Genomic DNA, 14333 nt, shown 5'->3' on the forward strand with positions numbered 1-14333 from the left:
TCCCATATGGGTCGGTGTTTTTACCAAAGCGAGGGCTTTCACAGACGTTGGCATGACCATCACTGCGTTAGTGGAATGAGGGCTGGTGGGAGCGCCGGCCTCGGCGCGAAAGGGGAGTCTCATACCGCCACCTTGGCCCGGCTCAGTAACCCTTTGATCTCAGGCACGCAGGAGCCGCACTCGGTCCCGCAGCCTAGCTCGGATTTCAGCCCGTTTAGGTCCAGCCCGCGTTCAATGCCCGTCTGAATACGGCTCTGGCTGACGTTCATACAGTTGCATATAGTGCGGTCAGCGCTGCCGGACTTGCCACCTGGCGGCGTGCTGACGGGCGCCAGAAACCAGCGCCGCAGTTCAGCATTGGTCTCGCCGTTTTGCCAGGCCGCACGCAACCAGTCGCGGGCAGCGGTTTCACCGGTTAGCCGAATCGCAGTGATGCGACCCGCTTCGATCCTGACCCGTTTGCCGATGGCGCGGCGCGGGTCGTCGTAAATCAGCACAGGGCCGTCCTGTAAATCCAGCAGACTGTCCAGCTTGGTTAGCCAGTCTGCTTCAGGCGCATGGCCATGCGCAGCGCGGATCAGCAGCGCTGGGCGCTCCCGGCCTGCCAGACTAAAGCTGGCGAACGCCAGTTCTTCACAGTGTTCGCGTAATGCGGTAAAGCGTCGTTGTACGTCATGTTCAACCAGTACGAACAATTCCCAGGGAAAGACCACCGGCTTGACGTTGATGCCGGCCTGCTTCAGTTCCGGCTGTTTGGACAGCGGATCGAACACTGACTGGGTCAGCACATTCACACCCAGGCCCTTGAGAAAGCGCTTGCCCCAGTGCATCGGAATATAAGCCTGCCCAGGACGAATCTGCTCATCACTCAGTACCGGCAGGATCAGTTCACCGCGGCGACTTTTGACCTGCACTAGCTGGCCGTCGACCAGGCGCCGGCTGCGCAGCTCGTCTGGATGCAGACTGATCTGCGCCTGCTCGACATGACCAAAAAGCTGCGCGGCCGTACCGGTACGGCTCATGCCGTGCCACTGGTCGCGCAGGCGCCCAGTATTCAGCGTCAATGGAAAGCGCGCGTCGCGCTGTTCCTTGTGCGGCAGATAAGACTCGGCGATAAAGCGCGCTCGGCCGTCTTCGGTCGGGAAGTGATTGTTCGCGTACAGCCGTGCGGTACCTGACTGGGTAGCGCCGTCGAATGGCCATTGCTGTGGGCCGAGTTCGTCAATCAGCGCGTAGCTGAGCGCGCTGTAATCCAGATCGCGGCCGGCAGTCAACCCGCGGTATTCGTCAAATAATGCCTGGGGGCTAGCGAAGTCGAACAGGCTGGGCTGGCCGGGGCGCAACTGCGCCTCCAGGCGTGTGGCCAGATCACAAACGATCGCCCAGTCCGCTCGCGCTTCGCCCGGCGCTGCGACTGCTGAACGCACGCGGCTGATACGCCGCTCGGAATTGGTCACACTGCCGGCCTTTTCGCCCCAACTTGCGGCAGGCAACAGCAGATCGGCATAGTGGCAAGTTTCGGTGGTAGCGAAGGCCTCCTGTACGACTACAAAAGGGCAGGCCGCCAGCGCCTCGTGGATCAGTGTCTGATCGGGCATAGATTGCGCGGGGTTAGTACAGGCGATCCATAGTGCCTTGATCTTGCCCTGACGCACGCCCTCGAACAGCTCGATAGCACTCAAGCCGACATTGCTAGGCAGGCTGTCTACGCCCCAGTACGCGGCCACCGCGTCGCGGTGCTTGGCGTTAGCGGCTTCACGGTGACCAGGCAGCAGATTGGATAAGCTGCCCGTCTCCCGGCCGCCCATGGCATTCGGCTGGCCGGTCAGCGAGAAGGGCCCGCTACCGGGTTTGCCGATCTGCCCGGTGGCCAGGTGCAGATTAATCAGCGCGCTGTTCTTGGCGCTGCCAGCACTGGACTGGTTCAACCCCATGCACCATAGCGAGAGAAACGAAGGCGCGCTGCCGATCATGCGTGCCACGCTCTGCAGATCGTCCTGGCTGATACCGCAAATACCCGAGACCATCTCCGGCGTATAGTCGCGCACCAGGGTTTTCAGCTCGTCAAAACCGCCGGTGTGTTCGTCGATAAAACGCCGATCGATCCAGCCTTCCCACATCAGAATATGCAGGATGCCGTGGAACAGCGCGACGTCGGTGCCGGGCTGTACGGCCAGGTGCAGATCGGCAATGTCGCAGGTATCGGTGCGCCGTGGATCGACGACGATGATGCGCATATCCGGCTTATCCGCCTTGGCCTGCTCCAAACGGCGGAACAGTACCGGATGCGCATAGGCCATATTGCTGCCGACGATCAGCAGGCAATCGCTCTGTTCGATATCTTCATAGGAGCAGGGCGGTGAATCGGCGCCCAGGCTGCGCTTGTAACCAACCACTGCGCTGGACATGCACAGCCGCGAGTTGCTGTCGATATTGTTGGTGGCCACTAACGCACGCGCCAGTTTATTAAACGCGTAATAATCTTCGGTCAGCAACTGCCCGGAAATATAGAAAGCGACACTGTCCGGGCCGTGCTCGGCAATGGTCTGACCGAACACCTGAGCGGCGTGCCCCATGGCGGTATCCCAATCAGTGCGGCTGCGCGCCAACCCCTTGCCCAGCCGCAGTTCGGGGTACAACGCTCGAGCCGTAAGGTCGCCGGTCAGATGCAGCGTTGCGCCTTTGCTGCACAGCCGGCCGTAGTTGGCCGGGTGCGCCGGGTCGCCTTTGACGCCGATAATGCGCTCATCATCGTGCTCGATCAGCACACCGCAGCCGACGCCGCAGTAGCAGCAGGTGGAGGCGGTTGTTTTGATCATGGGCAAGCTTCCAAATTCACGATGTTGGTTGATTTGGCAATTTTCTTCGCGACGGAGAGCACTGATTGACTGCACGCAGCAGAATAGCGACGTTGCCGACGGGCTGGGCTGGACCGTCGATGACCGGTCGAAATTTGCTCCTGCAATTTCGACACTTCCGCCGTCCTTGGCGGTCGGGTGGTCATCGCCGAGCGAACAGGGACGTGTTTACAGCGCGTCCAGCCCAGCCCGTCGGCAATGGCGCCAACACTCGATCTAATCTCAATCAGTGCGTAGGTCATGGAGAAACCTTGTCCAACACCAACTGCACTCGTCCATTCTCTACCCGGGTCGGGTACCGGTGAGTACATCCGACATCCGGCGCCACGGCCTCGCCGTTTTCCAGCTGAATGGTCCAGTTGTGCAACGGGCAGGTGACCTGTTTGCCGAATACGATGCCCTGGGACAGCGGCCCATTCTTGTGCGGGCAGCGATCATCCACGGCGAATACGTCGTCATCGCTGGTGCGAAATACCGCGATGTCGCACTTGGCGCCGGTGACCACCCGTGAACCGAGTGGGGGAATGTCTTCCAGTGCGCAGATATCCAGCCAGTTCATAGGGCCACCTCGGCAACTTCCTTCACCGCAATGCGGCGGAATTCGTTTTTCAGCTCTTCCTTCTCGATACGTTCCTTCCACGGGTCCTGCTCGAATGACAAGGAGAACAGCAGACGCTCTTGCAAGGCCTTGCGACGCTCGGCATCTTCCAGCACACCCGTCTTGATATGCTCCAGACCGACGCGGTGCATGTAATGCACGGTACGTTCGAGGTAGAAGGCCTCTTCGCGGTACAGCTGCAGGAAGGCCAGGCTGTACTCCATTACCTCGGCTTCGGTCTTGACCTTGACGAAGAACTCACCAGCTTCGGTCTTGATCCCGCCATTACCACCGATATACAGCTCCCAGCCGGAATCCACACCAATGATGCCGATATCTTTGATGCCAGATTCCGCGCAGTTGCGTGGGCAGCCGGAGACCGCCAGCTTGACCTTGTGCGGCGACCACATATTGAACAGCGCGTGTTCCAAATCAATACCCATCTGCGTCGAATTCTGCGTACCAAAGCGGCAGAACTCGCTACCGACACAGGTTTTTACCGTACGAATCGATTTGCCGTAGGCGTGGCCTGAGGGCATATCCAGATCCTTCCATACCGACGGCAGATCTTCCTTCTTGATGCCGAGCAGGTCGATACGCTGGCCGCCAGTAACCTTGACCATAGGCACTTGGTATTTGTCGGCAACATCGGCAATCCGCCGCAGTTCTGCCGCGTTGGTAATGCCGCCCCACATGCGAGGGATGACGGAGTAGGTGCCGTCTTTCTGAATGTTGGCGTGGGCCCGCTCGTTGATAAAGCGCGACTGCGGATCATCCTTGGCCTCACCCGGCCAGGTGGAGATCAGGTAATAGTTCAGCGCCGGGCGGCAGGTGGCGCAGCCGTTTGGCGTGCGCCATTCCATAAAGCGCATGGCCTCAGGGATGCTTATCAGGTGATGCTCGCGGATCGCCTTGCGTACCTGACCGTGATTCAGATCGGTACAGCCGCACACCGCTTTCTCGCTCTTGGGCTTCACATCGGCGGCGCCGCCGACGGTGTTGATCACGATCTGCTCCACCAAGCCGGTACAGGAACCGCAGGAACTAGCCGCCTTGGTGTGTTTTTTCACGTCATCGACGCTGAACAGACCGTGCTCCTGAATCGCTTTGACGATGGTGCCTTTGCACACCCCGTTGCAGCCGCACACCTCCATATCATCGGGCATGTTGGTGGTCTTGCTCTGGCCCTGGTGGCCGGTATCGCCGATGGCGTTCTCCCCAAACATCAGGTGGTCACGAATCTGATGGATGTTGTGGTTCTCCTTGACCATGCGGAAGTACCAGCCGCCGTCGGCGGTATCCCCGTACAGGCAAGCACCGACCAGAATGTTGTCCTTGATCACCAGCTTCTTGTATACGCCGCCGATGGGATCGGACAGGGTAATGACTTCGCTGTCATCATCGCCCATGAATTCGCCAGCGGAGAACAGATCGATGCCGGTGACCTTGAGTTTGGTCGAGGTCACCGAGCCCTCGTAGCGACCATAACCGAGCATGGCCAGGTGATTGGCGCAGACCTTGGCCTGCTCAAACAGCGGAGCAACCAGCCCGTAGGCGATGCCGCGGTGGCTGGCACATTCGCCGATGGCGTAGATTTTTGGGTCATAGGTCTGCAGGGTGTCGCTGACCAGAATGCCGCGATTACAGGCCAGTCCGGCGCTCTCTGCCAGATCGGTATTCGGGCGGATGCCCGCGGCCATGACCACCAGATCAGCAGGTATTTCGCTGCCATCCTTGAAGCGCACCGCCTTGACCCGGCCCTTACCGTCATCGAGCAACTCGCTGGTAAACTGCGGCAGCAGGAATTTCAGCCCGCGTTCTTCCAGCGAATGCTGCAGCAGGTCGCCGGCGGTGCGGTCGAGTTGACGTTCCAGCAGCCATTCGCCGATATGTACCACGGTGACGTCCATGCCACGCATCTTCAAACCGTTGGCCGCTTCCAGACCGAGTAGCCCGCCACCGATCACCACCGCATGCGTGTGGGTTTTGGCGGTGCTCATCATCATTTCGGTATCGGCGATATCGCGGTAGCCGATCACGCCTTCCAGATCCTTGCCGGGAATCGGCAGAATGAACGGGTTGGAGCCGGTAGCCATGAGCAGGCGATCGTATTCCGCCTCGGTACCGTCATCGGCGTAGACACGACAGGCCTTGCGGTCGATTTTGACCACCTTGCGGCCGGTATGCAGTGTGATGTTGTTGTCGGCATACCACTTCAGATCGTTGAGGATGATATCCTCAAAGGCCTGCTCACCGGCGAGCACCGGCGAAAGCAGGATACGATTGTAGTTGGGGTGCGGCTCGGCACCGAACACGGTAATGTCGTACATGTCAGGTGCGAGCTTGAGCAGTTCTTCCAGGGTGCGTACCCCGGCCATGCCGTTGCCTACCATCACCAATTTGAGCTTTTGCATCTGTTGCTCCGTGTTGTTGAGCGCAAAACAAAAAAGGCGTCCCACCGCTCTCGCGGTAGGACGCCTTTGTCCGGTTCCTGATCAGTCAGGTAGTGTGTTGTCGCCGTTGACAGCAGCACTGTATGTGGGGTGGTACATTTACGTAATTCGTTTGTATATGAAAGTTAAAGCAAAGCTCGTGCCAGTTTCCAAGTGTCTGATATTCCTAGGCTTAGAGGTCACTGGTTAGTGCTTATCTGCACTTATATGAAGCGGCAGGCACCACGTTGGTGCGCAGTCGGTCGAGACTTAATGCAGTAACACCACCAACAGCAGCAGATTCAATCCCAGCGCGCCCAGGGCAATCCCGCGCCATACTGCCAGCGGCGCACGTTCCAGCAACGGCCGATGCGCAGGCAGCAACGTTAATTGGTCACCCTTTTCGAGTGCCAACAACCATTCCTCTGCGGTCTCGTAGCGTTTGTTTGGAACACTTTCCAGTGCCTTGAGCAAGCAGACGTCCACCCAGGCGGGTAGATCCGGGCGGTAGCGACTGGGCGGGGAGGGCTGGCCGAAGCGCGGATGTTGAAAAGCTTCGATTTCACCATAGGGGTAATGACCGGTTAGCAGGTAATACAGGCTGACCCCCGCGCTGTATAAATCCTGCTGCGCCGACGGCTCGGCAGCGGTGAAGGCCTCTGGGGCAATGTAGCTTGGCGTGCCAGGTAAACCGCCTTGCCAATTGGATAAACCGGGGCAGAATGCGAGGCCGAAATCGAGCAGACGCAGTACGCCGTCATCGCCCATATGCAGGTTGTTGGGGGTGATATCCCGGTGCAGGATGTTGCGCCGATGCAGTAGCCCGACAGCTCGCACCAGTGCTGGCGCCAGGCTCTGGAATTGCGCCAGGCTGAGCAATCCGCTGCTGCGTTTGTGCTGTTGCAAAGTCATGCCGGCATACTCACGCATCACGTAGTACAGGTGCCGGCGACTGGAGTGCGGGTGCAGTTCCGGAATATGCGGACCCGCCACCCGCCGCAGGAACCATTCCTCCAGTACCAACTGACGCTGCGCGCCCGGATCTTCCTTTAGTGCGGGGGGCAGCGTTTTCAGCAACCAGTTCTGTTGAGTGGCGTCTTTGATGCGATAGAGCACGGACTGCCGCGACTCGGCCAGGCGCTCAGTAACCAGCCAGCCTTCGAAACTCTGGCCATTCTTCAGCTGTGGCGGCACCGCGCGTTCGTCCGCGGGCAGCAGCGCATCACTCAGGCTGATTTGCGGCAAGCTGTCGATGCACACCAGTACCGCGCTGGCGTTGTCTGGGCTGCCAGCCAGATGCGCCTGGCTGACCAGTTCATCGCAGCAGTTGGCTGGCTCAGCCTGTTCGGTCAGGTACTGGTGTAGCAGGTGTTCATCCAGTTGCGCCCAGACGCCATCACTGACCAGCAGAAAACGATCGCCGCTGTGCAGTTCGCCCTCCAGGTAATCCATCACCAAATGTTCATCCAGACCCATGGCGCGCTTGAGCACGTGCTGCATGCCGGGTTGTTCCCACACGTGATCCTGAGTCAACTTGCGCAATTGGCCATCGCGCAACAAATAGACCCGGCAGTCGCCGATATGCGCCAGCGTATAGCGCTGGCCACGCAGTACCAGCAGACTCAGCGTGGTGAGCAGCGGCTGGCCACCGCCGTTGCAACGCAGCCAGCGATTGTGTGCCGTCAGCAGCCGCTCCAGCGCTTGAGTGACGGTCCAGGTCTCGGGCGTCGAATAGTAATCCAGTGCCAGCGCCTGCAAGGTCGCACGGGCGGCCAACCCGCCATCCGCACAGTGACTGACGCCATCCGCCAGGGCCAACAGGTGACCCTTGCTGGCGGCCAGGTGCGGGGCAGGCGTGACGATCCGTATCGCGTCCTGGTTTTCGTCCCGCGGGCCGCTGGCGCTCGCTTCGGCGATGCGCAGTTCCAGGCTCATGTTCAGACTCGCGCTGAGGTCATGGCCGACGAACCCCAGGTGGTGCGCCAGCGGCGTTTGACGCCAATCAAACCAAGCAAGGCCAGCAGCCCGAGTCCTGCAAACAACCAGAGTCCCAACTGATAGTCACCGGTCTGCTGCTTGATGGTCCCCAGTCCGGCGGCGAGCACGAATCCGCCGATGCCGCCGGCCATGCCGATCAAGCCAGTCATTACGCCGATTTCACGGTGGAAGCGCTGGGGTACCAACTGGAAGACAGCACCGTTGCCGGCGCCTAGACCCAGCATCGCGGTGACAAACAGCGCTAGCGCAGCAAAGGAGCTGGAGAGATTAAAGCCCACCAGTGCTATACAGATAGAGGCCACAGCATACATGCACAGCAGCGACCGAATGCCGCCGACACGATCCGCCAGGGCTCCACCCAGGGGCCGCATCAGGCTGCCCGCGAGCACGCAGGCGGCGGTGTAATAGCCTGCGGTCACCGGATTGAGGCCGTACTGGTCGCTGAAATAGCCGGGCAGGGCGCTGGCCAAGCCGATAAAACCGCCAAAGGTGATGCTGTAGAAAAACATGAACCACCAGCTGTCCTTGTCGTTCAGCGCTAGTAGATAATCCCTCGCGGCTTTGGGCTCGGGCCGTTGCGGCGAGTTCTTCGCCACCATGATAAAGATGATCAGCGTGGCCACCAGCGGAATCAATGCCAAACCAAAGACATTTTGCCAACCGAACAGATAGGCCAGACCGGGAGCAAATAGCGCGGCAAAGACAGTACCCGAATTACCTGCACCAGCAATGCCCATGGCCTTACCCTGATGTTCTGGTGGGTACCATTGCGAAGCCAGCGGTAGCGCTACCGCAAAGGCGGCGCCGGCGAAGCCAAGGCCCAGACCCAGCAACAAGGCCTTGTTATAGCTGTCAACGCCCAGGGTCCAGGCGGCGGCCAGCGCGACAATGACTACCAACTGACCTATAACGCCAGCGGTCTTGGGTGACAGCCGGTCAGCGAGAAAGCCCATCAACAACCTAAGGATCGCGCCAGCCAGAATCGGCGTGGCGACCATCATGCCCCTTTCCTGTGCAGTAAGGCTCAAATCTGTGGCAATTTGCACCGCAAGAGGGCCTAGCAGATACCAGACCATAAAACTCAAATCGAAGTAGAGAAAGGCGGCAAACAGGGTGGGTGTATGGCCGGCTTTCCAGAAACTTTTGTTCATGTGAAATCCCTCAGGAGTGGGCGGTATAGGTGCTTCAGAAAATTCTGCCTACGTCGTTGAGGCAAAAAAAAACGCCATCCCCCCGGCAAGCCCGTAAGGGCCTGATGGGGAATGACGTCGTTGTCTTGGGGCAACCGCCGTTGGTTGCCTAAGGTAGATTAAGCAAGATAGGTGCCAGGGAGTATGGGTCGGTCTGAGATCAGTCTTTCAGCAACTCGTGCATGGCGATAATCTGTTCGGCGACCTGGATGATTTTTTGTTGCTTGCTCATGGCCTGGCGGCGCATCAGGGTATGGGCTTCAGCCTCGTCGCAACTTTTCATTTTCATCAGCAGGCCCTTGGCCTTTTCGATGCGTTTACGTTCGTTGAGCTGCTGTTCGCGCTCCAATAGTTCAGATCGCAGCTTCTGGTCGCTTTCAAAACGCACCATGGCCACATCGAGAATGGCGCGCATGCGCGTGCTTTGAATACCTTCGACGATATAGGCGCTGACCCCGGATTGAATCGCCTGGCGCATGACGCCGGGGTCCTTGTCGTCAGTGAACATCACAATCGGCCGGGGTTGGTCGCGGGTGATCAGACAGATCTGTTCCATTACATCACGGCCTGGTGAGTCACTGTCGATCAATACTACATCTGGTTTGCAGCCCTGTATCCGGACTGGAAGGTCGATTGAAAGCCCGGATTCTTCGAATACCTCGAACCCGGCTTCGATCAGCGAGTCTCTCAGTCGACCTACCTTGCGAGCGGTATCATCGATTAGCAGAATGCGCATGGTGCCGTCCCGTTGCAGTAAAAATCAGTCAGGCTCATCCGGGTGTCCTTCCCAGCTCATGGTGTATATCAAGTGCATGCAGGGGAAAACTCCGCGCGTAAGCATAGGGGTCGGTGCCATCCCAGGGCCGGCCATCCATCAGGGTGCTGCTGCGCATTACCGCGGGCACGCTGATGCCGAGCGCGCTGGCCGCGTCAGCATAGATGTCGAGCTTCTGTACCTGCTGTGCTACGGCCAGGTAATCGGGATCATCACGCAGCAAACCCCAGCGACGAAACTGCGCCATAAACCACATGGCGTCGGACAGATAGGGCACATTGACTGCGCCATTGCCGTGGAATCGTAGCGGGTGGCTATCCTGCCAGATCTCACCGTTGCCGTCATGGTAATGCCCGAGCATGCGAGGCAGTAGCGCATCGACTGGCGCATCGACGAACTCAGCACTGCTGATCAGTTGAGCGGTGCTCTTGCGGTTGTCCTCGTTCTGATCGATAAAGCGGCTGGCATCGAGTATGGCCATGACCAAGGCCCTGGCGGTATTGGGATACTGATCGACAAAGGTCTGGGTAGTACTGAGCACCTTTTCCGGGTGATCGGGCCAGATTGACTGGCTGGTAGCCATGGTAAAACCTTGGCCTTCTTGTATCGCACAAGCGCCCCAGGGTTCACCGGCACAAAAGCCATCAATACGCCGCGCCTCCAGGTGTTGCACCATCAGTGAGGGGGGGACGACCAGCGTATCAACATCCTTCAAAGGGTGAATGCCTAGCGCGGCCAGCCAGTAATACAACCACATGGCATGGGTGCCGGTAGGGAAGGTCTGTGCAAAGCGCAGCTGCGCACCACCCTGGTGCACGCGCTTGGCTAGCGCTTTGGGATCGGTCACCCCGGCGCGTTGCATATCGGCAGCAAGATTGATTGCCTGCCCGTTCTGATTCAGCCCCATCAGAACAGCCATGGGCACCTGTGCGCTGCCAATGCCCAGGTGCACGCCATAGATCAGGCCGTAGAGGCCTTGCACTGCGTCCAGCTCGCCGTTGAGCAAGCGATCTCGCAAGCCTGCCCAGGAAGCCTGCCGATGCAGCTTCAAGCTCAACCCATAGGGCTCTGCAAAACCCTGGGTGGCGGCTACGATCAGCGAGGCTGAATCAGTCAACGGCAGGTAGCCCAGGTTCAATAGGCTCTTTTCCGGGGCATCGCTGCCGTTAACCCAGGCCAGCGGGTTAGCCTGTGGTGATCGGTGTTGTGTCATGAGGTTTTCCTGTCCAGTCAAACAAGCGGCAAATAAAAAGCGTCGTGACCCGAATCGCTGAAGCTGATTCGGATACACGACGCCGTTGTCGTTTGCTGCCTGCCCGGTCATTCGGGTTCACAAAAAAACAGAGCAAAGACTATGCCAGCTACCTCAGCGAACAATCATTACCGAGGTTCTGGACAACTGGACCACGCGCAGTGCATTGGTACCCAGTACATAGTCTTCAGCCCGCTTGCGTTTGTGCGAGGCCATGACGATCAGGTCTGCATCAATTTTCTTCGCCACCCGCAAAATGGCCTCATAGGCTTTGCCATCAGCAACGATGCGCTGCACCTTGACGTCCTTCGGAACATTCGCCTTGACGAATTCCCTGAGGTTGTTAGTGATCGCTTGCTTGGCTTTACTGGCATATTCTTTGGGAAAGAACCCGCCCACTAGCGGTAGCCCGAAATCCGGGATGACCATCACCACATGCAGAGAAGCGTTATAGTCACGGCACAACTGCAGAGCCGTGGGTAGGGACTTGGCCCAGGAAGCCTTGTGGTTCAAGTCGATGGGTAACAGGATACGGTTATACATGACTGCCTCCCGAAGAGGTCGCTATGCGCTGCGTTGGTGCTGGGCGACGCCGCCACTGCAGTGCGATGATCAACAGGAACAGCAGGAACCCGGGAATCCACATCCATTCCTTGGCCCAGCGATCCACCGGAGCCAGCACTTCGATAATTTCCTGATCGAAGTCAAAACCCAAATCCGCTGCCAGACTGCCATAGGTAACCATATCCACCAGGGTACGGTCGCCATCCTGTAACAGCATCAAGCCCATTTCATCCAGGCGCTCCTGACCGCTTTCGCCATCGGGTACTGGCACCAGTACATAGAAGGTGCGCTCGCTGCCAATGTCATCTTCACCCTTGATCTGCATACGCAGTGTGCTGCCCTCGTCTACGCGGTCCAGCGTTGCGGCTATCTCTGCAGGCGCGATCGACTGATAGGGGTCATGGATTATGTCCATCCAGAAGCCGGGGCGGAACAGGGTGAAGGCCACCAGTAGCATCAGCACACTTTCGTACCAGCGGCTGCGAACCAGTAGCCAGCCTTGCGTGCCCGCGGCGAAAATCAGCATGGCAATAGTCGCGACAATAAAGATGATAATGCCTTGCAAAAAGGTCACGTCGATCAACAACAAGTCCGTGTTGAAGATAAACAGGAAGGGCAGAGCGGCGGTGCGCAGGCTGTAGTAGAACGCCTGGAAACCGGTGCGGATCGGATCCCCGCCTGAAACGGCGGCAGCGGCAAAGGAGGCCAGGCCTACCGGCGGCGTTACGTCAGCCATGATGCCGAAGTAGAAGACAAACAGATGCACCGCGATCAGCGGCACAATCAACCCATTCTGTTGGCCAAGGGTAACGATAACCGGGGCGAGCAAGGCTGATACCACGATATAGTTCGCGGTGGTCGGCAGGCCCATACCCAGAATCAGGCTCAGGATTGCAGTCAGCATCAGCATCAGCATCAGGTTACCCATCGACAGGATTTCGACCAGATCTGCCAGCACCAGACCGACACCCGTTTGCGCTACCGCGCCGACAATAATGCCAGCCGCCGCAGTGGCGATGCCAATACCGATCATATTGCGTGCGCCGGCCACCAAGCCTTGCCACAAGTCATCCAGCCCATGCAGGAGGTCATTGGCCAGCTTGCTTTGGCCACGAAACAGGGCGATTAGCGGACGCTGGGTGACGATGATGACGATCATCAGCACGGTTGCCCAAAAGGCCGACAGGCCAGGCGAAAGACGCTCTACCATCAGGCACCATACCAGGACGATGACTGGCAGAATGTAATGCAGGCCGGACATCACGGTTGGTTTGGTCTGGGGCAGTGTCACCACGGGGGAGTCCGGATCGTCTAACTCCAACACCGGATACTGTGCGCCGACCTTAAGCAGTGCTACATAGGTGGCGAACAGCCCTGCCCCAATCACCCAGCCAGCAGCGTCGCCGAGCAGCGGCTTGAGCCAGCCGAGCCCATAATAAACCGCGAATGACAACGCCATGAGCAGAATAAGTCCGGTGAGAAAGCCTAGCGCCTTGCGTACCAGAGGCCGCGGCGGGTTACTGCTTTGCAGACCCTGCATGTCGGCTTTCATCGCTTCCAGATGCACAATATAGATCAACGCAATATAGGAGATCAGCGCTGGCAGGAAGGCATGTTTGATTACATCGACATAGGAAATACCGACATATTCGACCATCAGGAATGCCGCTGCGCCCATCACCGGTGGCATGATCTGACCGTTGACTGAGGAGGCTACTTCCACCGCGCCGGCTTTTTCCGAGGAAAACCCGACGCGTTTCATCATCGGGATGGTAAAGGTCCCGGTGGTCACCACATTGGCAATCGAGGAGCCGGAGATCAGCCCGGTCATGCCCGAGGCAACTACCGCCGCTTTGGCCGGTCCGCCGCGGTAATGACCCAGTAGCGAAAAGGCGACCTTGATGAAATAGTTGCCAGCCCCGGCTTTGTCCAGCAGCGAGCCAAACAGTACGAAGAGGAACACGAAGCTGGTTGATACACCCAGGGCGATGCCGAACACGCCTTGGCTGGTAAGCCATTGGTGATTGACCAGCGCCTGCACGCTGACGCCACGGTGCGCCAGAATGCCAGGCATGTAGGGTCCGGCCAGGCAGTAGACCAGAAACACTAGCGCGACGATCATCAGCGGTGGGCCTAATGCCCGGCGTGTCGCTTCAAGCAGTAACACCAGACCGGCAACGCCCACTACGACATCGAAAGTCGTCGGGTTACCCGGCCGGCTGGCCAGCTCGGAATAGAAAACATACAAGTAAGCGGCGCAAAACGAGGCGGCTAGCGCCAGCACCCAGTCCAGAATGGGGACGTGCTCACGGGGTGAGCGTTTGAGCGCTGGAAAGGCCATAAAGCCTAGAAAGATGGCAAATGCCAGGTGGATCGAACGGGCTTCGGCACTGTTGAATACGCCAAAGCCAACCAAATAGGGGAGGGGCGATGCAATCCATAATTGAAACAATGACCAAGCAGCTGCTACCGACACAATCAATTTGCCGGTGAACCCCTGGGGTGTGCGAGCACCGGTATCGCTGGTGGCTACCAGATCTTCCAGTTCAGTGCTCATATCGTCACGCTGATTATTTTGTACGCTCATGGTAGCCCTGAGTTCCTAATGCATGATATGGAAAAATCGAGTAGGGACAACATGCAAAAAACAAACCCGGATCACTGAT

The 14333-nt window shown here is 58.5% G+C and carries 9 protein-coding genes; all 9 read right to left on the minus strand.

What is annotated here, in order from left to right; all coding sequences use genetic code 11:
- Nucleotides 1-119: 119 nt before the first annotated feature.
- Nucleotides 120-2819, minus strand: a complete 2700-nt coding sequence (locus tag K787_RS0112330; RefSeq protein ID WP_022963114.1) for a nitrate reductase — start codon at nt 2817-2819, stop codon at nt 120-122.
- 277 nt (nt 2820-3096) lie between these two features.
- Nucleotides 3097-3417: a nitrite reductase small subunit NirD gene (nirD, locus tag K787_RS0112335; protein ID WP_022963115.1), complete on the minus strand. Its 321-nt coding sequence runs from the start codon at nt 3415-3417 to the stop codon at nt 3097-3099.
- A complete protein-coding gene (nirB, locus tag K787_RS0112340; protein ID WP_022963116.1) occupies nt 3414-5870 on the minus strand; it encodes a nitrite reductase large subunit NirB in 2457 nt (818 codons plus the stop codon). Before nirB ends, nirD begins: the two co-directional genes overlap by 4 nt.
- 288 nt (nt 5871-6158) lie before the next feature.
- Nucleotides 6159-7823, minus strand: coding sequence for a bifunctional protein-serine/threonine kinase/phosphatase (locus tag K787_RS0112345; RefSeq protein WP_022963117.1), 1665 nt, complete (start codon nt 7821-7823; stop codon nt 6159-6161).
- A 2-nt stretch (nt 7824-7825) separates the two neighbouring features.
- Nucleotides 7826-9037: a nitrate/nitrite transporter gene (locus K787_RS0112350; RefSeq protein WP_022963118.1), complete on the minus strand. Its 1212-nt coding sequence runs from the start codon at nt 9035-9037 to the stop codon at nt 7826-7828.
- A gap of 199 nt (nt 9038-9236) precedes the next feature.
- Entirely contained in the window at nt 9237-9812 is a 576-nt protein-coding gene (locus K787_RS0112355) for an ANTAR domain-containing response regulator (RefSeq protein ID WP_022963119.1), read from the minus strand.
- Between the two features lie 34 nt (nt 9813-9846).
- On the minus strand, nt 9847-11064 hold the full coding sequence (locus K787_RS0112360; protein ID WP_022963120.1) for a CmpA/NrtA family ABC transporter substrate-binding protein: 1218 nt from the start codon (nt 11062-11064) through the stop codon (nt 9847-9849).
- 153 nt (nt 11065-11217) lie between these two features.
- Nucleotides 11218-11646 (minus strand): universal stress protein, encoded by a 429-nt coding sequence (locus K787_RS0112365; RefSeq protein WP_022963121.1) that lies wholly within the window; start codon nt 11644-11646, stop codon nt 11218-11220.
- A complete protein-coding gene (locus tag K787_RS0112370; protein WP_022963122.1) occupies nt 11639-14254 on the minus strand; it encodes a TRAP transporter permease in 2616 nt (871 codons plus the stop codon). Before K787_RS0112370 ends, K787_RS0112365 begins: the two co-directional genes overlap by 8 nt.
- Nucleotides 14255-14333 lie beyond the last annotated feature (79 nt).

The sequence above is a fragment of the Halopseudomonas pelagia CL-AP6 genome (genome assembly GCF_000410875.1).
In the GTDB taxonomy this organism is placed as follows: Bacteria; Pseudomonadota; Gammaproteobacteria; order Pseudomonadales; family Pseudomonadaceae; genus Halopseudomonas; species Halopseudomonas pelagia.